Raw genomic sequence first — 22,953 nt, 5'->3', positions numbered from 1 at the left:
TTATATCTATGAAAAAATATAACTTTGAAGATTCGATTCATATGCATTTATTTTATTACAGGGATATAGAAGAGGTTTTTACATATGAGGCTGTAGCTTATAAAGTATGTAATGAAAATTTATGGGTAGTGTATTTTGATATTTCTTACTATAATGATTTATCAATTCATCAATTTTCTAAGTATCCATTCTATGATAAATATGGATATGAAATTCTCCATGTTCGTACAAAAGATCTAGATGAGTGTGAAGGAAATAAATTATTTACTGATTGGTTAATTAATAATTCAATTGTTTAGTTCTAGCCTGCTATTGGCGGGCAGTAAGGCTTCCACCTCAAAAGTTGGTGAAGGCTAATCCACACTGATTAAAGTTTCATTTTATAAATTTATCTATCACCAAAAAGCCTATCAATTTAAGTGCTTTTTGGTTTTTTATTTATGACGGAGAAATGTCTTAACATATAAAATTTACGAAATGCTAATGGCCTCCATTATCGGCACTTAAACATTATAACGTTATATTTACTTCTCCCTTTTTTTGTGTTACGCTAAATGTGTGAAAGAGATATAAAAATGAAACTTTAATGTAAGCGTATTCTTATGGCTTCTTATAGAAAAGGGTGGAAGTACAATGACAGAACGATTCGTACTACGTAATGTGAAACGTGTGAACGGGGAAGAGATTGACATTGTAATTGAAAATAATAAAATCGCACAGGTGACGAAAGCTGGTGCTGGTGAGGGTGGAAAGGTTCTTGATTGCTCTGGTACTTACGTATCGAGTGGCTGGATTGATTTACACGTTCATGCTTTTCCAGAGTTTGATCCGTATGGCGATGAAGTGGATGAAATTGGCGTTAAGCAAGGGGTAACGACAATTGTTGATGCGGGTAGCTGCGGAGCTGATCGCATTGCAGATTTAGTAAAAAGTAGAGAACAGGCAAAGACAAATTTATTTGCCTTTTTAAATATTTCTCGCATCGGTTTGAAACGAATTGATGAATTATCCAATATGGAATGGATAGATAAAGAGAAAGTGATAGAAGCAGTAGAAAAGTATAAAGATGTAATCGTTGGGTTAAAGGCGAGAATGAGTAAAAGCGTCGTTTGTGATAGTGGAATTGAACCGCTGCATGTAGCGCGCTCTTTATCCCGTGAAACATCATTACCGATTATGGTACATATCGGTTCAGCGCCTCCTCGCATTGAGGAAGTTGTACCTCTTTTAGAAAAAGATGATGTTATTACACATTACTTAAACGGGAAAGAAAATAATTTATTTGATGAAGAAGGCAAACCGCTACCTGTGTTACTAGATGCAGTGAATCGCGGCGTACATTTAGATGTTGGTCACGGTAATGCTAGTTTTTCTTTTAAAGTAGCAGAAGCAGCGAAGCGTCACGGTATTGCCTTTCATACAATTAGTACAGATATTTACCGAAAGAACCGTATACACGGTCCAGTGTATAGTATGGCTCACGTTCTTTCGAAATTCCTTTACTTAGGTTATCCGCTAGAAGAAGTGATTGATGCGGTTACGAAAAATGCGGCAGAGTGGCTTAAGAAACCAGAGCTTGGCCGTATTCAAGAAGGAGATATTGCAAACTTAACTTTATTTACGGTTAAAGATGAGAAGGTTACGTTAATTGATTCAGAAGGGGATCAGCGCATTGCTGAAAGAAGGATTGATACGAAAGGGGTTGTAATTAATGGGTCATTCATTGAATGCTAAGTACGGATTAAAAAGAGTAATTAATGCGAGCGGTAGAATGAGTATTTTAGGTGTATCTGCTCCTACAGATACAGTAATGGATGCGATGAAACATGGTGGACAAAATTATGTGGAAATTGCTGATTTAGTAGATAAAGCAGGAGACCATATTGCGAGAATTCTAGATTCAGAGGCAGCGGTCGTTGTGAATTCAGCATCGAGCGGAATTGCGCTTTCTATCGCTGGTATCGTTACAGAAGGAAATCGCCGTAAAAGTGAAAGACTTCATCAAGAAGTAATCGCGAAAAACGAAGTGATTATGTTAAAAGGTCATAACGTTCAATACGGTGCTCCTGTTGAAACGATGATTTACTTAGGCGGCGGTAAACTTGTAGAAGTTGGCTATGCAAATGAAGGGAAAGCAGAGCATATTGAAGATGCAATTGGTGAAAATACAGCAGCGATTCTGTATGTGAAATCACATCATGCAGTGCAAAAAAATATGATTTCTGTTGAAGAAGCATGGGAAGTTGCGCAGCGAAATAACGTACCGCTTATCGTGGATGCAGCAGCTGAAGAAGACATTCAAAAATATGTGAAGTATTCAGATCTTGCTATTTATAGCGGTTCAAAGGCAATTGAAGGACCTACTTCTGGTATTGTGGGCGGTAAAAGAAAGTATATTGAATGGCTGAAAGTGCAATTACATTGTATCGGAAGAAGCATGAAAGTTGGGAAAGAAACAACTTTTGGTTTACTTCAAGCACTTGATGAGTACGGAGTAAAAGAAGATAAGAGCGAGCAAGAAAAAGAATTGCTACAAGTACTTATGCCGCTAAAAGAATTAAATGGTGTAAATGTAACGATCGTTCAAGATGAAGCTGGAAGAGCAATCTTTAGAGCACGTATTCATATTAACGAAAAAGAGTTAAATAAATCGGCAAAAGACGTTGTGGCTGCATTACGCGACGGGGAAATTGCAATTTACACACGTGATTACGGAGTAAGACAAGGGTTCTTTGATATCGATCCACGTCCACTTCAAGGTGATGACATACATGTAATTGAAGAAAAAATGAGAGAAATTGTAGGGGGAAACTAAAATGACAAACATTCAAAAACGTTTTTATAAAGGTCGCGTAGCATTAAATGTATTGGCAAACAATATAGAAAATGCGAAAGATATTTTTGAAGCAGCAGAAGGTTATGTAGTAGTGGGAGTGTTATCAAAAGACTATCCAACAGTAGAAGAAGCTGTTACAGCTATGAAAGCATATGGAAAAGAAATTGATGACGCTGTATCAATTGGACTAGGCGCAGGAGATAATCGCCAAGCGGCAGTTGTGGCTGAAATTGCGAAGCATTATCCTGGTAGCCATATTAACCAAGTGTTTCCTTCAGTTGGAGCGACACGTGCAAATTTTGGCGAAAAAGATAGCTGGATTAATAGTTTAGTATCGCCAACAGGAAAAGTAGGTTACGTAAATATTTCTACTGGCCCAATTAGTGCGGCTGGAGAAGAAAAAGCAATCGTTCCAATTAAAACAGCGATTGCACTTGTACGTGATATGGGCGGAAATTCATTGAAGTACTTCCCGATGAAAGGGCTAGCCCATGAAGAAGAATATCGCGCAGTTGCGAAAGCTTGTGCGGAAGAAGGATTCGCATTAGAGCCAACAGGCGGAATTGATAAAGAAAACTTCGAAACAATTGTACGTATTGCGCTTGAGGCAAATGTAGAGCAAGTTATCCCGCACGTGTACTCTTCTATTATTGATAAAGAAACTGGTAACACGAAAGTAGAAGATGTGCGTGAATTATTAGCAGTCGTGAAGAAGCTAGTTGATCAATATGCGTAAGAAAATTGCAGCGTTCGGCGAAGTAATGATGCGCCTGCAAGTACCTGGATATGAATTGTTGTCGCAAGCTAACACGTTAAATTACTCATTTTCAGGTACAGGTGTGAACGTTGTAGCGGCACTTTCTCACTTAGGGCATGAAGGGCTTCTTATTTCAACTTTACCGGAAAATTCGGTTGGAGATGCAGCTGTATCTTACATTCAAAAGTTAGGAATTCAAACTTCTCTTGTTTCAAGAGGTGGTAAATATGTAGGTATGTATTTTTTAGAAAATGGATTCGGTGCACGTGCAAGCCGCGTTACGTATTCGAATCGACTAGAAAGTAGCTTCAATACGGCGTCTGAAGAGATATACCAATTTGAAGAAATTGCTAAGGAAATTGATATCGTTCATTTTTGCGGTATTACACTTGCGATGAATGATACGGTGCGCCATCATATGAAGTCTTTAGCGAGAGCAGTTAAAGAAAACGGAGGAACCGTCGTTTTTGATTGTAATTATCGTCCAGCACTTTGGGGAGAAGACGGATATGAACAGGCAAAACCGCATTATGAAGAAATGCTGGGACTTGCTGATATCGTTATGATGAACGAAAAAGATGCAATGTTTGTTTTAGGAATAAAAACCGAAGAAACGGAGCGAGAGGCGCAACTTGTTGATCTTATTCCAAAGGTAGCTGAAACGTATCATATCGCTACAATCGCTGGTACTCATCGCTCTATTAACAGTGATAATACACATTCGCTTCGCGGGTTTATATGTAAAGATGGAACGTTCACTTTTGCAAAAACACTTACGTTTTCTGTATATGATAGAATAGGTGCTGGAGATGCTTATACGAGCGGAATTATTCATGGCGAGATAAAGGAGTTCGCACCAGAGAAAGCTGTTTCATTTGCGTCAGCAGCTGGAATGCTAGCACATACAATCGTCGGTGATACGCCAATGTCATCAGAGAAGGATATACTTCGGGCAATGACGGCATCAGTAGGTGATGTAGAAAGGTAGTGGGTGTAACGGTGAACGTAACGAGAAAAAAAGGACCATTATATTTGCAAATAAAAAATATTATTCGTGATCGAATATTGCATGGTGTATATGCGATTCATACGAATATCCCTTCCGAACCGCAGTTAGAAGAAGAGTTCAAAGTGAGTAAAATTACAGTGCGAAATGCGATTAAAGAACTCGCTCAAGAAGGATATTTGGAAAAGAAAAGCGGTAAAGGAACGAAAGTCATCCGCAATACTTCTGCGACAAAACTGTCAAAGGGTAAGAAATTTACTGAAGTGTTAGTGGAAGAAGGATATAAAGTACAGAAGAAATTGCTAAAAGCAGAAATTGTGCAGAATGAAGAAGGAACAGTGCCATTTCGATTATTCGGTAAGGAGAGTTTTCGTATTGAACGTTTATATACGTTAAATGATGCACCGTACATTCATTATACGCACTATTTCTCAGCAGGAATGGCAAGTTCAGATTTATCGGATTTTGACTTGCAATCGCTTTATGATTTAGTTGAAGACCGAGGTATTCATTTAGAAAACTTCAGAGATGAATTCGCTGTTGGACTCGCGCCTAGTTTCGTTGCAGAAGCGCTAGGTGAAAAAGAGGGGACAGCGCTATTAAAACGCATGCGTTATTCTTACGATGAAGTTGGCGAAGTAATTGAATATAGCGAAGGCTACTACAATACAGAAATGCAGCATTATGTAGTGAATTATGACGTATAAAAAAGAGGGGATTTTCCCTCTTTTTTTATAAAGTAAGGAGAATGGGAGATGGATATATACTTATTAATCGTCACGTTACTTGCAATTGCGATTGTTATTTTAGGGGTATCATGGTGGAAATGGCATGCATTTATTAGTTTAACAGTTGCGAGTTTGTTTTTAGCTATCATGTCTGGACTGAACTTAACGAAAATAGTGACTGCCTATGAAACTGGTGTTGGTAGTGTACTAGGGCATTTAGTTGGTATTTTAGCTCTCGGAACAATTTTAGGGAAAATGATGTCCGATTCAGGGGCCGGCATGCAAGTGGCAGATTTCTTTATTCGATTTTTCGGTGTAAAGAAACTACCTTGGGCTATGTTATTTGCAGGATTTGTTATAGGGATTCCAGTGTTTTTTGAAGTGGGGATCGTCATTTTATTACCACTTGTTATTTCCATTCGAAAAACGACGAAGCAAAATATATTATTAATTGCGTTACCTGTCATTGCAGGATTATCTATTGTTCACGGGCTCGTGCCTCCGCATCCAGGGGCGATGACAGCAATCGGTATTTATAACGCGAACTTAGGAAAGGTACTTTTATATTCATTAATTATCGCGTTACCAACAGCCATTATCGCAGGACCGATATTTGCAAAGTGGGTACATAAAAGGGTTATACCTGAAAATGAACCAGAGCTTATTCGGGTTACGACTGTCTCAACTGATTTGCCAAGTCGTAAAGTTTCATTCTTTATTATTTTACTACCAGTTGTATTGATGATTTTATCAGTAGTTGCACCATATATTTCATTACCGAAAAAATTGACTGAATTTTTCGTGTTTATAGGAAGTCCAGTAATCGCCTTACTTATTTCATGTTTCGCAGCATTTTATTTACTTGGTATCAAACAAGGTATTAATAAAAAGATGATTAAAAAATTAACAGATGAAAGTTTATTGCCTGTCGGTTCTATTATTTTGATAATTGGTGCAGGCGGTGGATTTAAACAAATATTAATTGAAAGCGGCGTTGGAACAGCTATTGCACAAATGGCAGAACATATTTCGTTATCACCAATCGTATTAGCTTTCATGGTAGCTGGTTTAATTCGAATTGCAACAGGTTCAGCGACAGTAGCATTAACGACAGCAGCAGGGATTGTTTCACCAGTTATTCAGCACATGTCTGGTGTGAATTTAGAGCTTCTCGTTATTGCAACCGGTGCAGGTTCATTAATGTTTTCTCACGTAAATGATGCAGGGTTCTGGCTTGTAAAAGAGTATTTAGGTTTGACGGTGAAGGAAACGTTTAAAACGTGGACGGTACTCGAGACATTGTTATCATTTATTGCATTTGGTTTTGCTCTTTTGTTGAATATGTTTCTTTAGGAGAGGAGATCAGATTTAAACGAATAAAACCTACAGAGGAAATGTAATTTCTCTGTAGGTTTTATTCGTTTTTTGTGCTTTCTATTACTTAATGGAACGGACATACTGATCTTCTCCATCGTCTTTGACAAAGACTCCTAGCTCATTCAAATCTTTGCGTAAATGCTTCTTTTTTTTAGAGTTTCCTTCTCGAAGGGCATTGCGTCTTTCATACAAAATAGTATTTATGCTTTTATTAAATCGCTCATCCTCTAATTTCCATAAGCTATACTCATGTTTATAAGGATCTTGTTCCACCCAGGGGAAGCCGTGCATTAAGAAAGTATCTTTAATTTTGCTTGGGGTAATGTCAGATGTTTCACGTAACCATTCTCGGTCTTCTTGATCAATGATAACCACTTGACGATTATCTACAAAAACGGCTTTTACATTTAATCTGGTGATTTGTTTCTTTTGATCGTCCTTATTCACGTGAATGCTTTCCGAAGTAATGTTCATTTTTAAAGCTTCACTATAAATAATTAAAGAAAATAAAATTCCTGCAATAACACCAATTAGCATGAGGATAATAGGAAGCCAGAAGGGATTAATAAAATTTAAAAGTTCTATAATTTTTGAATCAGAAAAGAGAGGAATCTTTTTTATAATCTCTATTAATTTAGGTGAAAAATATCCAATAACGCCTAAAAGGATTGGACTTACTATAGCAAGTAATTTTTCTAAAAAACCTAATCCAATGACAGATGCCTTTTTCATGTGTAGTTCATCCTTTCATATATATTTTTTTAATCAAGGCATGTTTTAAACAGTGAGTTTCTTCACCATTTTTATGAGCTCATCTGAGTAATTTTCTATGGATATAGATGAATTTGCCTTCAGCATTCTTTCTTCGATTGCTCCTAAAATAAATGAAGCTAATGTGTCGGTTTGGAAAGAATCGGAAAACACGCCATTTTGTTGACCAGTCTTCAAAATATCTAATAACATCGTTCTAAGGGCATCCTCCTCTTCGTTGTCTTCGATTCTGTAATAAGGAACGTTCTCTTCATTTCTTGCATTAAAGACAATCTCAATTAAGGCAATATTATTTTTGTAATGAGTTTCTTGATAAGCCAAATGCGCTTCAATAAAAGCCTCTAGTTTATTTATTTCAGATTGAGCTAATAGCACTCGAGTACTAATAAATTCATGTTGCTTGGCAACTAAAAATTGTAATGTGCGATTCATAAGGTAAAGCTTATCATTAAAATGATAAGAAATAAGTCCGGTACTAATCTTAGCCTTTTTTGCCACCTTCGTTAAGCTTAAGTTGTTATATCCAACCTCTTCTAATGTATCAATACATGCAAGAATAATTTGTTCACGCCTAGCCTCTGCAATAAAAGAATCAGTCACGCTATTCAACTCCTAATTTATATGATTTAAATGTATAATCAAAAAATTGATTGGTCGTTCAATTAAATATTAGTAAGGAATTAAGAGTATGTCAAATGTTTTATGCTTACATCTGGATAAGGCTCATTCGCTTTTTAATAAAGCCCAATTCCTAAAACAAGCCCGTTTTTAGGTAAGCCAAGCTTCCTATTCGCCCTGAAAACATAATATAAATGGAATCCCCTCATTTAGAGCAAGGTGAACTTGTTATGAATGATACTAAAGGAGGAATAGGGTAATGAGCGAAAAGTGTGAACACAGACATGATGATTGTAACCGCAGACATGGTTGCGGAGGCGGTTTTGCGCTTCTAATTGTATTGTTTATTTTATTAATTATCATCGGTGCTAGCTGCTTCGGCGGAGGCGGCGGTTGTGGCTATGGTGGTTATGGCGGTTATGCTGGCGGCTACGGCGGATATTGCTGCTAATTATTAAAAACTATTGAAAATAGCCTTGTGCATATTGCACAAGGCTATTTTATTCATATTTTTATATGCTGTGATAATTTATTAATGTAAAGAGAACGGATTAAGAAGAAGAAAATGATCTCGATAATCCCGAAAAAGGTGAGTACGATACATGTCTCTTTTAATAAGGAGAAAGAAAACATGCTTTGTAAAAACTTAACTGCAAATAATGTGTGAACACCAGCAACGACATAAGGAACGAAAAATAAAATTCCTAATTGAATCGTTGCAGAGCGAAACATTTCTGATTCAGTTAAGCCAAGCTTTGTAATCGTAATATACTTTTGTCTTTCAGTTGTTAAGTCATTATACATACGGAAATATAAAACACTAGCTGCTCCGATAAAGAAAATAAAGCCGAGAAATGCCCAAATAAAGAATTGAGCGACTGCATTTCCTTTACTATGAACGAGTTCATCCGTAGCTGTATAAATATAAAATGGTTTAATGAAATCTTCTTCATTTTTATGTGCTTCATACAAGGTTTCTGCATCATGATTTAAGCTTTTTAATATATTTTTTGTTGGGACAATTGCATTTTCCCAATTTTCCACGAAGTAGTTATAGACTGTAATTGTTTCAATATGAGGAATCATATTTTCAATTACTTCATCTTGCATCACAATTAAGTGAGGTAATGCAAAGGGAGGCTCAATTCCTCTATTAATAAAACCTTTAATTTGAAATTCCTTTTTATTAGAGCCAAGTGTAATCGTGTTCTGCTTCGCAAATGGGTTAGACACGAGATTTAATAACACTGGTGAATAGCGAGAAATATTATAAACTTGTGAAGAATCGAGAGTGATTTTTGGTCTGTTTAATTGCTGTGCTATTGCGTTATAATCACTCATTTTCATAATGGCAATTGATTCTTTTGAAGCTGTATCTTTTAAAACGGTAAACTTATATTTGTCATATTGAAAATTAGCATTTGTAAGTTCAGTTTCAATCGTAGTAATATGCTTTTGTTCAAATGCATTAACACCTTCTGATGTATAGGTGAATGGTATTGGATATCGTTCTAGTATGGGTGCTTTCGTATTATTGTTTGCAGCAAATAACCCGATAATAATTGTAAATGCAAGTGCAGATAGCATAGAAACAATAAAGAGTACATTAATATTACTGCGTGTACGAGAAACTAAATCTGAAATCCATAACATATTTATTTGTTTTAAATAAAACTTTCTTCGTTTCTTTAAAATATAGATAAAGAGAAGAAATGTTTGTGAAAAAAATAAATACGTCCCAACTACTACAAGCGGTAAAATAGATAGCATAATTAAGAATACAGATCCATTTTGTGCATTTTTTTCCGTTATGTAGCCTTGCGGATAACCAGCAATATAATAGCATAGTCCTAAACAAGTTAAAGCAAATAGTGAAATCAGTATAGATGGTTTTTTTTCGCTCTTCTCTTTGTTAACGCCCTTAATAAGCTTCGTTGTTTTTCGAGTACGAATAAACATTGGTGTAAATGTAGAAACGATTAAAAATAAGATGATAAACGTTACGGTTGTAACGATAATCGCTTCTGTTGGCCAATATAAATAGAGACCTTTCGCGTTTGTTAATTTCGAAGTGACTAATAAGAAAAAGTTAGAAAATACAAGTCCACCTTGAATGCCGATAAAGATAGACAATATCCCGATTATCATATTTTCAGTAAATAACAGTCTCTTTAATTGTCTCTGTGAGATACCGAGAATGGTGAGTATCCCGAATTGCTGCTTCCGTACATTTAAAAATGTTCCAATTGAATATAAGAGAAAGAAGAACGAGAACATAACAATCACAAGCTGTGCTGTACTAGCTAAGTTCATTAGAGGATCACGTTCTTGGAAACTTTGTACACTTTGTAACCGCGGGTGATACGCGTATACAGTAAATGAAAAGAAAACCATGATAGAAAACGCACTACTTACAAAGTAGGCGAAATATGCTTTCGAATTACGTGAGACATTTTTAAATGCGAATTGCCAAAATGTCATCCACGTCTTCCTCCTAATAATGCTAAAACATCTAATATTTCTTGATAAAATTTCTCACGGTACAATCCGCGGTGTAGTTCATTGTATAGCTCTCCATCTTTAATGAAAATAACACGGTTACAATAACTTGCTGCAAACGGATCATGGGTAACCATTAAAATCGTTGCATCTTCTTCTTTATTTAATTTCGTAAATAGCTCCATTACGTCAATTGCCGCTTTTGAATCTAAGTTTCCTGTCGGTTCATCGGCAAGTAGAAGTGAAGGATGATGAATGACAGCACGTGCTACTGCGGTACGCTGTGCTTGTCCCCCGGAAACTTCAAAAATACGCTTGTCCAAAATATGATCAATTCCAAGCTTTTTTGAAATGTTATCAAGCTTTTCATCCATTTCTTTTAATGGAACATTATCTAATGTTAAAGGTAGTACGATATTTTCACCGATTGTTAGTGTATCTAGTAGGTTAAAGTTTTGGAAAACAAATCCTAACTCTTGGCGGCGGAAAATAGCTAACTTCTCTCTACGAAATGTGTGCGGTTTTTTTCCGTTAATCACGACATCACCAGAAGTCGGAGAATCGATTGTAGAGATAACGTTTAAAAATGTAGATTTCCCGCTACCAGATGGTCCCATAATGGCAACGAATTCACCTTTATCCACGTGTAAATTTATATTTTTTAAAGCAGTATGAGGGACTTTTCCCTCATATACTTTTGAGACGTTTTTTATGTGTAATACTTCTTCCATAGTAATCACCTTTCTACTTTTTAAAACTTAATGTGTTGTGATAATTTTTGCATATAAAAGGAACGAATTAAAAGGAAAAATAAAATTTCAACTGTTCCAAAAATCATAAGTACGACTGTAATTTCAGCGAAGAACGAGAGATGTAATATTTCTTGTAGCATCTTTGTCGCAAACATCGTATGGATTGATGCCATAATGTAAGGCACGAAGAAAAGAATCGCAAGCTGAATTGTCGCTGAACGTTTCATTTCAGTCTCAGTTAAGCCAATTTTCGTAATCGTTATATATTTTTCTTGCTCATTTGTTAAATCTGTATACATTCGGAAGTAAAGAACACTACCAGCACCGATAAAGAAAATAACACCTAAGAAAGTACCAATTAAGAAGAATGAGGCAACATTTAGTTTTTTCTTATATAGAGAATCGCTCGCTTCACTTGCATGGAAAGGTGGGTGCTCTGCTTGAATTGCTGCATTATCGTTATGGATTTTTGTTATAAACGATGAACCGATATTATGTGCTTTTTCCCAATCTGTAACTTTGAAGTTATATACACTCATTTGTTTGGAAACTGTGGATAAGGCTTCTACATTTTCATCAGATAGTATGAGTAATTGGTATATTAAGCTGTTTGGGAATGGGCTATAACTTTTATATTCTTTCACTTGTAGTTGTAAATTGTTTTGAGTAAGTGTAAGAGTATTTTTCTTTTCTTCATTGTGAAGTGTTCCAATAACTTGATCATCTAAGTCTTTCATAAGAATATAAGATTCATTCTTATTTACCGTGAGTTTTTCCAAATTTAATGCTTTAGCAAGTACATTATAGTCACTTTGTTTAATTGCGTAATAGAGCTGCGTGTTATCTTCAGCTGAAGATACCTCATATATATCCGTTTTAAATTTTGTATAAGTAAAGTGCCCTTCATTAAATTTCTGCTCTAACCAGTTTAAATGTTCATCAGCTAATGTATTTTCAGTATGCGATAAATACGTAAACGGGAAAGGGTTTTGTCTAATTGCATCAAACTTTGTAAATTTCCCAAAACCGTATAAGAATGTAATCATTGTAAAAGCGAGTGTTGATAGCATCGCTACAATAAAGAGCATGTTAATGTTTGTCCGAATGCGCGCTGCTAAATCCGAAATCCAAAGCATATTAATTCGTTTCATATAAAACGTTCTTCGCGTTTTTAAAATACGAATAAGTAAAAAACTAATTTGTGAAAAGAAAAAGTATGTTCCAGCTGCAATAAGCGATGGGATGACAAATATACTAGAGACGGCATATAAAAGCCCAATGATGTCACCTAGCGACATAAAATACAACGGATTTGCGGCTAACGCATATCCACATATTAAACACGTCGCACCAAATAGAGAGATGAGCACGGATGCTTTTCTTTCTTTTTGTTGTGTTCCTTCTTTTAAAAGACGTACGGCTTTTCTCGTACGAATGAGCATCGGTGTAAAAGATGATACGAGAATGAAGAGCCCAAGAAAGATGATGATAGTTAAAACGATAGCACTTGTAGGCGGATATAAATATAAACCAGGTACGTGTGTAATTTTGGCGGTAACTAATAAAAAGAACTGTGAAAAGACAACTCCAAGTTGAATGCCAAAAAATATAGAAAGAGCACCAATTAACATATTTTCTATAAATATGAGTCGCTTTAATTGTTTTTGAGATATGCCAAGTACTGTTAAAATCCCGAACTGTTTTTTTCGTACTTTTAAAAACGTCCCGATTGAATACAGTAAAAAGAAAAATGAAAAGAACACAATGACAACTTCTGAAATTGTCATTAATATGTTCAGAGAATAATTTACGTCTGTCATATGCAATTTAGGATGAAATAAATAAACTGCAAATGAGAAAAAGATTGCGATGGAGAACGCACTGCTTACAAAATAGGCGAAATAAGCTCTGGCGTTCCGCGTCACGTTTTTAAATGCAAACTGCCAAAATGTCATTTGCCTAGCCTCCTAGTAGGATGAAGAGGAAAAGGATATAAGAAATACCCTTTCCCCCTACTAAATACATGCATAAAATTTAACCATTTGTATACTCTGATAACTTTTGCATGTAAAAGGAACGAATGAATAAGAAAAAGACGATTTCAACTACGCCAAAAATAATAAGAACAGCTGAAATTTCCTTGAATAGTGATAAGGCAATTACGTCTTGAAGCATTTTTGTTGCGAACATTGTATGAATGGACGCCATAACGTACGGAACGAAAAATAAAATGCTAAGTTGAATGGTTGCAGATCTTTTCATCTCTGCACCTGTTACCCCAATTTTTGAAATTGCTACATACTTTTCTTGTTCGTTCGTTAAATCTGTATACATTCGGAAGTAAAGAACGCTCCCTGCTCCAATAAAGAAAATGACACCTAAGAATGTCCCGATTAGGAAGTACGCGGCACTACCAGATGTGATTCTGTATAATGAACCTGCTGATTCATAGGAGCGAATAAGAGGGCCTTCGTATTGGAATTTCTGTCGATCTCTTTGTATTTTTTTCATAAAATCATCAGCAATTTCATAAGTCTTTTCCCAATTTTGTACGTTATAATTGTACGCTGTTACGTGTTTTGTTGTATTTGGTAAGTTGTTTACAACAGCGTCAGGTAAAATTAAAGTTTGGTATGAAAAGTTAGATGGAATGGCCCCTACTTGTTCATAGCCCTTTACTTGTAATTGCGTATTTGTACTAGAAAGTGTAATAGACTTTCTATTGTAGCTTGGCTCAAATTCGCTGAATAAGGTTACATAAGCGCTACCTGTTAAGACATATGCTTCATTATCTTTCATGAATAGTTGTTTCATTTGCAGGGAAGCTGCGAGTTTATTATAGTCACTTTGTTTTATTGCGTATATGTCATTATAAGCTGTTATGCCTTCATCTTCTTTCAGTGGTGTTTCATATAAATCAGCTTTTATTTTTTTATAAGAGAAATTCTCTTTTCGTAATTGTTGTTCAAGCCAATTTAAATGATCATTCACAAAAGGATTTGCGTCATAAGAAAAATAAGAGAATGGAAAAGGTGAACTTCGCGTAACCTCTAGCTTTGTAAACTTTCCGACTCCATATAGAAACGTAATCATTGTGAAAGCAATTGTAGATAGCATCGCTACAATAAACAGCATATTAATATTCGTTCGGATGCGGCTTGCTAAATCCGAAATCCACAGCATATTAATCCGTTTCATATAAAACTTTCTTCTTTTCTTTAAAATATAAATAAGTAAGAAACTAATTTGAGAAAAGAAAAAATATGTTCCGATTGTAACGAGCGTTGGAATGACGAAAATACTTGAAACCATATATATAACGCCTACTTGCGAGTTTATTGAGAAGAAATATTTAGGGTTTCCAGCTAAAATATAACCACCTAATAAACAGATAGCACCAAATAGAGAGATAAATATGGATGGTTTTCTTTCCTTTTGTTTCCTACCATTAGTTTTTAAAAGGTTTACTGTCTTTTTCGTACGAATTAGCATGGGTGTAAATGAAGATACAACGATAAAGAGACCAAGAAACACAATCATTGTTAAAATGAAAGCATTTGTAGGGATATATAAATATATCCCTGGTAGATGTGTAATTTTCGCTGTTACTAATAAGAAAAACTGCGAGAAGACAAGTCCAAACTGCATGCCGAAAAAGATAGATAAAATACCAATTAACATATTTTCAGTGAAAATGAGCCGATGTAATTGCTTTTTTGATATACCTAAAACGGTTAACACACCAAATTGCTTTTTCCGAACTTTTAAAAACGATCCGATTGAATAAAGTAGAAAGAAGAACGAGAACAAGACAATGATAACTTCTGAAAATATCATTAATCCTGAAATTTCAGAGGTCATGTCAAAGTTTTGTAATTTCGGATGGAATAAGTAAACAGCAAACGAAAAGAACACAGCAATGGAAAAGGAGCTACTTACAAAGTAAGCAAAATAAGCTCTTGAGTTGCGCGTGACGTTTTTAAATGCAAATTGCCAAAATGTCATAGATTATACCTCCGGCTAGAAGATATAGAAGTAGTTGTATTGCAAAAAATGTATGAGAGTGAGTTCTCATACATTTTGCTTGCATATGTTACGATCATGCTTCGGTCACCTTCTCCGTATGTTCTGCTTGATTATTTGCAGCGTTGTGGAAGATGATTTTAATCGTCGTTCCTTTACCAACTTCAGAATCTAGTTTGGCAGAGTGACCTAAATAATCACAAATTTTACTTACAATATAAAGTCCCATACCAGTAGATTCTCCGAACGCGCGACCGTTTTTCCCAGTGTAAAATGGTTCAAATACTCTTCGAATATCTTCTTGCGGAATACCAACACCTTCATCGCGAACTTCTAAAATAATATCTTTTCCGTTTCGGTAAGCAGATAAGAATACTTTCTTTCCGCGTTCCCCAGAGTAACGAACAGCATTTGTCATTAACTGATAGATGATAAATTTTAGCCATTTCGCATCAGAAGCAACTTTTAAATCAGAATGGACTTCTAAAACAGGGAAGACACCATTACGAATGAATAGTTCTTTTAATCCGTTAATATTTTTTGTTACCGTATCTTTTAATGAAATCGTCTCGACATGGAAATCTTCATGGAAGTTATTTAACCTAGCCATGTATAAAGCCATATCAAGCCCTTGGTTTAGACGCTCTAATTCTTTTTTAAACTTTGGAATTAAATGCTCGTCTTCCATTTCTAGCACCATAAGCTGCATAACAGAAACAGGTGTCTTCATTTGATGTACCCAATGGTTAATGAATAATTGATGTTCTTGTTGTTTTACTTCATACGATTGTAGTTCTTTTTGGAATAAACGGTACTGCGTACGTACGAGTTCATTGACACCGTGAGGCATCGGAGCAGTTGCTCTTTCAATAAACGCATCTTCCATTTTTTCTGGTTGCTCACTTAATCTATGGTACATTCTACGATTGCGAACGTAACGATAAGCGAGGAAACAAATAAATAAGTATAGGCTTAAAACGACGAAGTAAAATTTATTATTTTGAAATCCGTCTACTGCATCATAAAGAACGAAAATGATACCGAAGTTTAATACGTACAGTAGAAAAAATGCAAAATGATCACGTAAAAATAGCTTCATGCTTATTCACTCCAAGTTGCGTTAAAGCGATATCCAAGTCCACGTACTGTTTCAATAGAGTTCTCAATGCCAAGCTCATTAAACTTTTTACGAAGACGTGTAATGTTTACGTTTAATGTATTTTCCTCAACGAAACTTTCGTCATCCCAAAGCGCAGCTAATAAATCTTCACGGCTCGCTGTACGAGGGAATTTAGATAATAACATTTCTGCTAAAATTGCCTCTTTCTTCGTTAAAAGAACTTGTTCAGATCCAAAATGAATTTCTGGACGTTCAGGGAATAGTTTTAAACCTTCTACTTCAACGATACGTTCAGAAATATTTGGTGCATAATCACCGTAAATACGGCGTAATTGTCCTTTAATTTTTGCCATTACAACGTCGTAGTGGAATGGTTTTGTAATGTAATCATCCGCACCGCTTTCAATTGCCATAATTTGTTCCATCTCACCAGCACGCGCTGAAATGAAAATAATTGGACAAGTAGATTCATGACGAATTTGACGGCACCAGTAGAAACCATCGAATTTCGGTAAGTTTACATCAAGTAAAACAAGATGTGGTTTCACTGCGTTAAACGATTCCATAATATCATCGAAATTCTCCGCTACCACAGCCTCATAACCGTACTTCTGAATGTGAGATTGCAGTAATGATGAAATATTTGGATCGTCTTCAACGATTAAAATTTTATACATATGTATATTCCTCCTCAAAAAAACAATTGTAGCTATAGTGTATCATGTGTTTCAAGTCTTTTCATTATGTTGAAAGATAAGCTAGTAAACAGTATAGGTTAAAAGTGAGAAAAGTAAAAAGGGCGCTGGATGAAATTGACAAATAACGGTAATTGGTTTAATATTTAGATAAATATCTAAATGTCTAATTATCGAAAGGAAGAAAGACATTGAATCAAGCATTCAAAGCATTAGCAGATCCAACAAGGCGAAAAATTTTAGACTTATTAAAAGAAGGCGATCTAACCGCTGGTGAGATTGCTGAACATTTCAATATGACAAAACCAAGTATTTCACACCACTTAAATGCACTTAAAAATGCTGAACTTATTCAAGATGAAAAGAAAGGGCAATTCGTTATGTACTCTTTAAACACAACGGTCTTTCAAGATTTATTGACTTGGGTGTTTACATTTACGAATAAGGGGGAAGAGGGGAAATGAAAAAGCATCTTTTTGCAATCTTATTAATTGTTATAACTTGTTTAGCTTGGGCGTTTGCTTGGCCACATTTACCGGATACAATTGCAACGCATTGGAGCGGCGGTAAAGTAGATGGATATTCTTCTAAATTGTATGGAATGCTTTCTATGGTTGGAATTATGATTGTTTTATATATTTTTCTAAACGTGTTACCAAAGATTGATCCAAAGAAAGCGAACTACGAGAAGTTTTCTAAAGCTTTTATGATGATGAATAACGGGATACTACTGCTACTATTTGTAGGGAATATAGATATTATTACAAGTGGATTAGGATACAATTTATTCATTAATCGCGTGCCGGAATTATTAGTGGGTATTTTATTTATAGTCATCGGAAACTATTTACCACAATGTAAACCAAAATACTTTGTAGGTATAAAAACACCGTGGACATTAAGTAACGAAGAAGTGTGGAGAAAAACGCACCGTTTTAGCGGAAAGGTGTTTGTTGCATTGGGGATCATTATGATTTTAAGTGTTTTTGCACCAGTGGCGTGGAAATCTTTCGTAATGGTTGGAATTATTATTGGTGCAGTAGGATTAACGATGGGATATTCATATATTGCTTATAAAAAAGAAATAGGGGCCTAATAAAAAATTATGGGGGAGAGAGGATGAAAAGACACGTAGTACCATGGAGTTTAATTATTGGCATTGCAATTGGATGGTATATTGTATGGACATATTTACCAGAACAAATTCCACGCCATTATAATGCAGCAGGAGTAGTAGATGGATATTTTTCTAAAATAGAAGCAAGTTCATTCTCGATAGGTAGTATGGTAGTGCTCTATATGATATGGCTAGTTTTTGGATTCATAAAAGATAAGTCTACACAGCAATCCAAAGTTCTTTCAGCGATTAATTATGCCATTCTTTTTATCGGATTTGGATGTAACATATTTGCACTATTAGCAGCGTCTAATTATATTGCATCGGGCTCAATTGCATTTAATTTTGGACTTGGAACATTGTTTCTTGTACTAGGTAATTACATGCAACAAACGAAGCCGAACGGGTTAGTAGGCATTCGAATGGACTGGACATTAGAAAATCCTGTAGTTTGGAGAAAAACACATAGATTTGCTTCGAGGGTATTTGTAATAGGTTCACTTTGTATATATGCCGGGGCTTTGCTTCCAGATCCATTTAATATTTTTATGGGGATTGGAATCATATTAATATGTATTATCGTATCAACAATAAAGTCATATAGTATTTATAAAGAAGAGTTGAAAATGTAAATAAAGCTGCTTTTCCTTTTAGGGAAGAGCAGCTTTGTTTTTTTTATCACTTCTTCAAAACCGGTATCCAAATTTCACTTTTAAAGTTTGGAGAAGATATATCTTTCTGTTCATTCCACAATATTTCCGGTCCTTCCGCTAGTTCATAGTTCGAAGAAGGGAACCATTCAGAATAAATACGTCCCCACACATTTTGTAATGCATCAGGAAATAGACCGACAGCTTCAAATATAGCCCATGTTGAAGCTGCGACTTCAAGTTGCGCGAATTGCTCTGGACAATCCTTTGTTGTGGCTACTCCAATATAGTAATCAAGTTCTCCTTTTTCCTCCATTCTTCCTTCAGAAAAATTAGTAGAAGCACTAATAATTCCAGTAGGTTCAATGTTCGAAAGGGACTTTAATGTTTGAATAGACTCTGGGTTTAAACTTTTCCACATAGAAGCAATTTCTTTATTTACACCGTTAAAAACGATTGGTACTCGTTTTGTAATACCTATAATTCGAAATGGCTCTTTTTCTTCAATTCGATAATTCATTTCATTTCCTCCTTGAATGGATAATTGGAAGGTCATTGGTGAATAAGCCTTCAAAGAATGGCTACTATTTCGGGCTTCTGAAGGTGTTATACCGTGCAAGTTTTGAAATGCACGAGCGAATGAATCTGGTGAGTTGTATCCATATTTTATAGCGATATCAATGACTTTTACATTGCTGTTTTTTAGTTCAAAGGCAGCGAGAGTAAGACGTCTACAGCGAATATAATCAGATAGTGATATACCTGCTAAAAACGAAAACATTCTTTTAAAGTGATACTCAGAACAAAGAGCTAGCCTCGCAACTTCTTTAAAATCAATTTCATTCGTAAGGTTATCTTCAATATAGCGCATTGCAGCATTCATATTTTTAAGTGAATCCATATTATGACCTCCTCTGTACATAGAATAGCAGGAACGAAATAGCTCCATCCGACATTTCGTGCACAACTTTGTAGGTGCATTTTTTACCTTACAAAATTGTAATGTTCCTGTAAGGAGAATGAATGGATGGTATGATATCCCAATGTTATAGTAACAAAGTACTTTAATTCATTACGTTAACTTTTTGATTTCTTTACTTATGTGCCTTACATAACTGTCATGTTTGTGTAAGAAACATCGATAGTGGCAAGAGTAGAGAGTGTATATAGTTGAAAATAGAGAATAGAAGAAATGAGGGATGTCGAGATGAAAACAGTATTAGAAGCAAAAAATATTGAAAAAGTATATGACACGGGTGGTAATAAATTTGCAGCGTTAAAAGGTATTAACTTACAAGTAAAAGAAGGTGAGTTCGTTGGAATTATGGGACCTTCTGGTTCTGGTAAGACGACTTTACTAAATGTTCTTTCTACAATTGATAATGCGACGAACGGTGAAATTTTAATTGATGGAAAAGATATTGTGAAAATGAATGATGATAAGTTAGCATTATTCCGCCGCGATCATTTAGGCTTCATTTTCCAAGATTATAACTTATTAGATACGTTAACAGTGAAAGAGAATATTGCTTTACCACTTGCGTTATCAAAGGTGAAAGCGAGTGAGATTGATCGCCGCGTTCTTGAAATCTCAAAGAAATTTGGCATTGATCATATTTTAAGTCAGTTCCCATATCAAGTATCTGGTGGACAGAAGCAGCGCTGCGCAGCATCACGTGCAATCGTTACGAATCCAAGTATGATTTTCGGGGACGAGCCAACTGGAGCGCTTGATTCTAAATCTGCAACAGATTTACTTGAAAGTATGAAGTCATTAAATGAATATGATAACTCAACAATTTTAATGGTAACGCATGATGCATTTGCAGCAAGTTATTGTAAACGAGTTATTTTCATTAAAGATGGTGAACTATATAAAGAATTGCACCGTGGTGAATCAACGCGTAAACAGTTCTTCCAAAAAATTGTTGACGTAATGTCTTCTATTTCTGGAGGTATGGCTGATGACCTTATCTAGCATTGCCCTCCGCAACATACAGCGGAACTTTAAAGACTACTTTGTATATTTCGCATCTATGATTTTTAGTATCGTTATTTATTTTACATTTAAAGCACTGCAATATAATTCACAAATGGAAAAAGCAGCAGAAGCTTCTAAAAAGATTAGCGGAGCGTTCCAAGTTTCCAGTGTGATGCTTATCATTTTCGTAGCAGTGTTCATTATATATTCGAACGGATTCTTTACACGTAAACGTAAAAAAGAAGTTGGCTTATATTCGTTATTAGGTATTCGTAAAAGACAAATTGGTAAAATGCTCTTTTATGAAAATATGTTAATGGGATTAATGTCATTAGTAATCGGGATTGCGATTGGTAGTGTCCTTTCGAAATTATTCCTTGAGTTATTAGTAAATATGATGGGATTAAATTTAAATGTTCATTTTGAAGTACCGATGGCTGCTATTATTGATACAGCAATTATTTTCTTTGTGATTATTTTATATACATCACTTCAAGGATATCGTTTAATTTATCGCTTTAAGTTAATTGAACTTTTCCGTGCAGAACGTGAAGGAGAAGCAATGCCAAAAGGATCTGTCATCATGGCATTAATTTCAGTTTTCTTAATCGGTTCAGGTTATTTTTTAGCGCTAATGTACATGAAAGCAGTTATGTATGCAGACTTTATGGTCGTTGCATTATATATTTTATTAGCGACAGTAGCAGGGACTTATTTACTGTTCATGTTCTTCACAGTATTTGTATTGAAACGTGCAAGAAATAATAAGTCAGCATTTTATAATGGTATGAATATGGTAACGACATCGCAGTTACTATATCGTATTAAAGGAAATGCGAAATCATTGGCGACAATCGCTATTTTAAGTGCAGTTACATTAACAGCGGTTGGTACGTCAGTTACGATGTATTACAATACATTTACGCAATCAAAAGTTGCTGCGCCGTATAGTTATTCCTATGAGAAAAAAGATGCAGCATTAGATAAAAAAGTAAATGAAATACTTGCTGGAGAGAAGAATAATCACCCAGTCACATATGAATCAGAAGTTGAAATGATTCCTGTGAAAGGAACATTTAAAGGTGAAAGAGCTGATCAAGTTCTGAACACACACTATAATGTTACGAATCAGTACCAGCTTATTTCTCAATCAAGCTTTAATAAACATGTGAAACATTTAGATGTAGAACCTGTAAATTTGAGTGCGAATGAAGCTTTCGTATATGATAGCTTATATATTGAGAAACTTGATTTTGGTCCTCTTTATACAGGAAATACAGCTGTATTCCCTGTTGGAAATGAGTCAAAAGAATTAAAAATTAAAGGTGTAAATAATAGAAGCCTTACAAATTTAAATGAACTATTTGTAGTCGTTCCTGATAAAACATATGAGCAAGTGAAACAAGTAAACGAAACGCGTACTGTAAAAAATATTGATGTAAAAGGTGAGCGAAATAGTAAAGAGTTAACAGCAAAATTAGCAAGCATTATGCCAGCTGGAGAATCAGAAGTTTTAAAACCATTTAACGATTTCTATACAGGATTCCAAATGGGGCTTGAAACGACAGGCTTAATGATGTTTATTGGGTTATTCTTAGGATTAGTATTCCTATTAGCAACAGGCTCAATCATTTACTTTAAACAATTAACAGAAGCAAGTGCTGACCGTGATCGTTACATTGTCCTTCATAAAGTTGGTGTAACGAAGCAAGAAATGAAGAAAGCTATCGCAAAACAAGTAAGCTTTATCTTCGCTATTCCGTTAGTAATCGGTATTTTACACAGTTTATTTGCACTAAAAGGTTTATCAAATATATTACCATTTGAAATTATGATTCCGCTTCTCATTAGTATTGGAGTATACGGTGTCATCTATATTGGATATTACTTCTTAACGGTTCGTTCTTATTATAAGATCGTGAGTGCGAAGTAATAAGGGGCAGCTATCGCTACACGCGATAGCTGTTTTTTTTATTCTTCATAAAATCTTAAGAAACTTCCTCAATTTTTATTAAGAAACGAT

The 22,953-nt window shown here is 35.2% G+C and carries 22 protein-coding genes; 13 read left to right on the top strand and 9 right to left on the bottom strand.

Annotated elements, in window-relative coordinates; all coding sequences use genetic code 11:
- Positions 1 to 8 precede the first annotated feature (8 nt).
- The 7 genes from M1D73_RS24800 (at position 9) to gntP (ending at position 6,680) form a co-directional block, all read left to right on the top strand.
- Positions 9 to 299: a DUF3986 family protein gene (locus tag M1D73_RS24800; RefSeq protein ID WP_121868469.1), complete on the top strand. Its 291-nt coding sequence runs from the start codon at positions 9 to 11 to the stop codon at positions 297 to 299.
- A 334-nt stretch (positions 300 to 633) separates the two neighbouring features.
- Positions 634 to 1,734 carry an amidohydrolase/deacetylase family metallohydrolase gene (locus M1D73_RS24795; RefSeq protein WP_000139930.1) on the top strand — a complete coding sequence of 367 codons (1,101 nt, stop codon included), beginning with the start codon at positions 634 to 636 and terminating at the stop codon, positions 1,732 to 1,734.
- The gene (locus tag M1D73_RS24790) at positions 1,712 to 2,815 is read left to right on the top strand and encodes a DgaE family pyridoxal phosphate-dependent ammonia lyase (RefSeq protein WP_023523247.1); all 1,104 of its coding nucleotides are present in this window, start codon (positions 1,712 to 1,714) and stop codon (positions 2,813 to 2,815) included. The genes M1D73_RS24795 and M1D73_RS24790 overlap by 23 nt, the downstream gene beginning before the upstream one ends.
- Before the next feature lies 1 nt (position 2,816).
- A complete protein-coding gene (gene dagF, locus M1D73_RS24785) occupies positions 2,817 to 3,572 on the top strand; it encodes a 2-dehydro-3-deoxy-phosphogluconate aldolase (RefSeq protein ID WP_121868470.1) in 756 nt (251 codons plus the stop codon).
- Complete coding sequence (locus M1D73_RS24780; RefSeq protein WP_121868471.1) at positions 3,565 to 4,581, top strand: sugar kinase; 1,017 nt, start codon at positions 3,565 to 3,567, stop codon at positions 4,579 to 4,581. The genes dagF and M1D73_RS24780 overlap by 8 nt, the downstream gene beginning before the upstream one ends.
- On the top strand, positions 4,581 to 5,306 hold the full coding sequence (locus tag M1D73_RS24775) for a GntR family transcriptional regulator (protein ID WP_000539278.1): 726 nt from the start codon (positions 4,581 to 4,583) through the stop codon (positions 5,304 to 5,306). Before M1D73_RS24780 ends, M1D73_RS24775 begins: the two co-directional genes overlap by 1 nt.
- A 48-nt stretch (positions 5,307 to 5,354) precedes the next feature.
- Positions 5,355 to 6,680: a gluconate permease GntP gene (gntP, locus tag M1D73_RS24770; protein ID WP_000356166.1), complete on the top strand. Its 1,326-nt coding sequence runs from the start codon at positions 5,355 to 5,357 to the stop codon at positions 6,678 to 6,680.
- A gap of 84 nt (positions 6,681 to 6,764) precedes the next feature.
- Here gntP and M1D73_RS24765 read toward each other — a convergent pair whose 3' ends face one another.
- Positions 6,765 to 7,436, bottom strand: a complete 672-nt coding sequence (locus M1D73_RS24765) for a YqeB family protein (protein WP_121868472.1) — start codon at positions 7,434 to 7,436, stop codon at positions 6,765 to 6,767.
- Between the two features lie 45 nt (positions 7,437 to 7,481).
- Positions 7,482 to 8,075, bottom strand: coding sequence for a TetR/AcrR family transcriptional regulator (locus M1D73_RS24760; protein WP_098212817.1), 594 nt, complete (start codon positions 8,073 to 8,075; stop codon positions 7,482 to 7,484).
- A 277-nt stretch (positions 8,076 to 8,352) separates the two neighbouring features.
- Here M1D73_RS24760 and M1D73_RS24755 point away from each other — a divergent pair, with 277 nt between their 5' ends.
- A complete protein-coding gene (locus M1D73_RS24755) occupies positions 8,353 to 8,544 on the top strand; it encodes a YjcZ family sporulation protein (protein WP_001290392.1) in 192 nt (63 codons plus the stop codon).
- Between the two features lie 53 nt (positions 8,545 to 8,597).
- Here M1D73_RS24755 and M1D73_RS24750 read toward each other — a convergent pair whose 3' ends face one another.
- From M1D73_RS24750 to M1D73_RS24725, 6 genes are all read right to left on the bottom strand, one after another.
- Entirely contained in the window at positions 8,598 to 10,574 is a 1,977-nt protein-coding gene (locus M1D73_RS24750; protein ID WP_000144951.1) for an FtsX-like permease family protein, read from the bottom strand.
- Complete coding sequence (locus tag M1D73_RS24745) at positions 10,571 to 11,323, bottom strand: ABC transporter ATP-binding protein (protein WP_000393250.1); 753 nt, start codon at positions 11,321 to 11,323, stop codon at positions 10,571 to 10,573. The genes M1D73_RS24750 and M1D73_RS24745 overlap by 4 nt, the downstream gene beginning before the upstream one ends.
- A gap of 20 nt (positions 11,324 to 11,343) precedes the next feature.
- Positions 11,344 to 13,299 carry an ABC transporter permease gene (locus M1D73_RS24740; RefSeq protein WP_000145009.1) on the bottom strand — a complete coding sequence of 652 codons (1,956 nt, stop codon included), beginning with the start codon at positions 13,297 to 13,299 and terminating at the stop codon, positions 11,344 to 11,346.
- A gap of 79 nt (positions 13,300 to 13,378) precedes the next feature.
- On the bottom strand, positions 13,379 to 15,349 hold the full coding sequence (locus M1D73_RS24735; RefSeq protein WP_000145047.1) for an FtsX-like permease family protein: 1,971 nt from the start codon (positions 15,347 to 15,349) through the stop codon (positions 13,379 to 13,381).
- Between the two features lie 94 nt (positions 15,350 to 15,443).
- Positions 15,444 to 16,466: a sensor histidine kinase gene (locus tag M1D73_RS24730; RefSeq protein ID WP_121868473.1), complete on the bottom strand. Its 1,023-nt coding sequence runs from the start codon at positions 16,464 to 16,466 to the stop codon at positions 15,444 to 15,446.
- A gap of 2 nt (positions 16,467 to 16,468) precedes the next feature.
- Entirely contained in the window at positions 16,469 to 17,164 is a 696-nt protein-coding gene (locus M1D73_RS24725; protein WP_000276738.1) for a response regulator transcription factor, read from the bottom strand.
- Positions 17,165 to 17,373: 209 nt separating this feature from the next.
- Between M1D73_RS24725 and M1D73_RS24720 the strand changes: the two genes are divergently transcribed.
- From M1D73_RS24720 to M1D73_RS24710, 3 genes are read left to right on the top strand one after another with little or no spacing between them, the layout of a single operon-like run.
- Positions 17,374 to 17,646 (top strand): autorepressor SdpR family transcription factor, encoded by a 273-nt coding sequence (locus M1D73_RS24720; protein WP_001070523.1) that lies wholly within the window; start codon positions 17,374 to 17,376, stop codon positions 17,644 to 17,646.
- Positions 17,643 to 18,278, top strand: a complete 636-nt coding sequence (locus M1D73_RS24715) for an SdpI family protein (RefSeq protein WP_121868474.1) — start codon at positions 17,643 to 17,645, stop codon at positions 18,276 to 18,278. The genes M1D73_RS24720 and M1D73_RS24715 overlap by 4 nt, the downstream gene beginning before the upstream one ends.
- A 23-nt stretch (positions 18,279 to 18,301) precedes the next feature.
- A complete protein-coding gene (locus M1D73_RS24710; protein WP_000820685.1) occupies positions 18,302 to 18,931 on the top strand; it encodes an SdpI family protein in 630 nt (209 codons plus the stop codon).
- Positions 18,932 to 18,977: 46 nt separating this feature from the next.
- Here M1D73_RS24710 and M1D73_RS24705 read toward each other — a convergent pair whose 3' ends face one another.
- Positions 18,978 to 19,850, bottom strand: a complete 873-nt coding sequence (locus M1D73_RS24705) for an AraC family transcriptional regulator (RefSeq protein WP_098212819.1) — start codon at positions 19,848 to 19,850, stop codon at positions 18,978 to 18,980.
- A 306-nt stretch (positions 19,851 to 20,156) separates the two neighbouring features.
- On the opposite strand from M1D73_RS24705, the gene M1D73_RS24700 reads away from it, so the two are divergent.
- Together M1D73_RS24700 and M1D73_RS24695 are read left to right on the top strand one after the other, a co-directional pair.
- Positions 20,157 to 20,927 carry an ABC transporter ATP-binding protein gene (locus M1D73_RS24700; RefSeq protein ID WP_000859655.1) on the top strand — a complete coding sequence of 257 codons (771 nt, stop codon included), beginning with the start codon at positions 20,157 to 20,159 and terminating at the stop codon, positions 20,925 to 20,927.
- On the top strand, positions 20,914 to 22,863 hold the full coding sequence (locus M1D73_RS24695) for an ABC transporter permease (protein WP_000176152.1): 1,950 nt from the start codon (positions 20,914 to 20,916) through the stop codon (positions 22,861 to 22,863). Before M1D73_RS24700 ends, M1D73_RS24695 begins: the two co-directional genes overlap by 14 nt.
- The last annotated feature ends 90 nt before the right edge of the window (positions 22,864 to 22,953 follow it).

The organism is Bacillus sp. PK3-067 (assembly GCF_056738645.1).
The sequence above is the reverse complement of the archived record's forward strand: the minus strand, read 5'-3'. Positions and strand labels throughout refer to the sequence as shown.

What these genes read in the sequence shown, in the direction of transcription:
- M1D73_RS24800 (WP_121868469.1), top strand. Translation starts at nt 9, where the DNA reads ATGAAAAAATATAACTTTGAAGATTCGATTCATATGCATTTATTTTAT.
- M1D73_RS24795 (WP_000139930.1), top strand. Translation starts at nt 634, where the DNA reads ATGACAGAACGATTCGTACTACGTAATGTGAAACGTGTGAACGGGGAA.
- M1D73_RS24790 (WP_023523247.1), top strand. Translation starts at nt 1,712, where the DNA reads ATGGGTCATTCATTGAATGCTAAGTACGGATTAAAAAGAGTAATTAAT.
- dagF (WP_121868470.1), top strand. Translation starts at nt 2,817, where the DNA reads ATGACAAACATTCAAAAACGTTTTTATAAAGGTCGCGTAGCATTAAAT.
- M1D73_RS24780 (WP_121868471.1), top strand. Translation starts at nt 3,565, where the DNA reads ATGCGTAAGAAAATTGCAGCGTTCGGCGAAGTAATGATGCGCCTGCAA.
- gntP (WP_000356166.1), top strand. Translation starts at nt 5,355, where the DNA reads ATGGATATATACTTATTAATCGTCACGTTACTTGCAATTGCGATTGTT.
- M1D73_RS24765 (WP_121868472.1), bottom strand. Translation starts at nt 7,436, where the DNA reads ATGAAAAAGGCATCTGTCATTGGATTAGGTTTTTTAGAAAAATTACTT.
- M1D73_RS24755 (WP_001290392.1), top strand. Translation starts at nt 8,353, where the DNA reads ATGAGCGAAAAGTGTGAACACAGACATGATGATTGTAACCGCAGACAT.
- M1D73_RS24750 (WP_000144951.1), bottom strand. Translation starts at nt 10,574, where the DNA reads ATGACATTTTGGCAATTCGCATTTAAAAATGTCTCACGTAATTCGAAA.
- M1D73_RS24745 (WP_000393250.1), bottom strand. Translation starts at nt 11,323, where the DNA reads ATGGAAGAAGTATTACACATAAAAAACGTCTCAAAAGTATATGAGGGA.
- M1D73_RS24740 (WP_000145009.1), bottom strand. Translation starts at nt 13,299, where the DNA reads ATGACATTTTGGCAGTTTGCATTTAAAAACGTGACGCGGAACGCCAGA.
- M1D73_RS24735 (WP_000145047.1), bottom strand. Translation starts at nt 15,349, where the DNA reads ATGACATTTTGGCAATTTGCATTTAAAAACGTCACGCGCAACTCAAGA.
- M1D73_RS24730 (WP_121868473.1), bottom strand. Translation starts at nt 16,466, where the DNA reads ATGAAGCTATTTTTACGTGATCATTTTGCATTTTTTCTACTGTACGTA.
- M1D73_RS24725 (WP_000276738.1), bottom strand. Translation starts at nt 17,164, where the DNA reads ATGTATAAAATTTTAATCGTTGAAGACGATCCAAATATTTCATCATTA.
- M1D73_RS24715 (WP_121868474.1), top strand. Translation starts at nt 17,643, where the DNA reads ATGAAAAAGCATCTTTTTGCAATCTTATTAATTGTTATAACTTGTTTA.
- M1D73_RS24710 (WP_000820685.1), top strand. Translation starts at nt 18,302, where the DNA reads ATGAAAAGACACGTAGTACCATGGAGTTTAATTATTGGCATTGCAATT.
- M1D73_RS24705 (WP_098212819.1), bottom strand. Translation starts at nt 19,850, where the DNA reads ATGGATTCACTTAAAAATATGAATGCTGCAATGCGCTATATTGAAGAT.
- M1D73_RS24700 (WP_000859655.1), top strand. Translation starts at nt 20,157, where the DNA reads ATGAAAACAGTATTAGAAGCAAAAAATATTGAAAAAGTATATGACACG.
- M1D73_RS24695 (WP_000176152.1), top strand. Translation starts at nt 20,914, where the DNA reads ATGACCTTATCTAGCATTGCCCTCCGCAACATACAGCGGAACTTTAAA.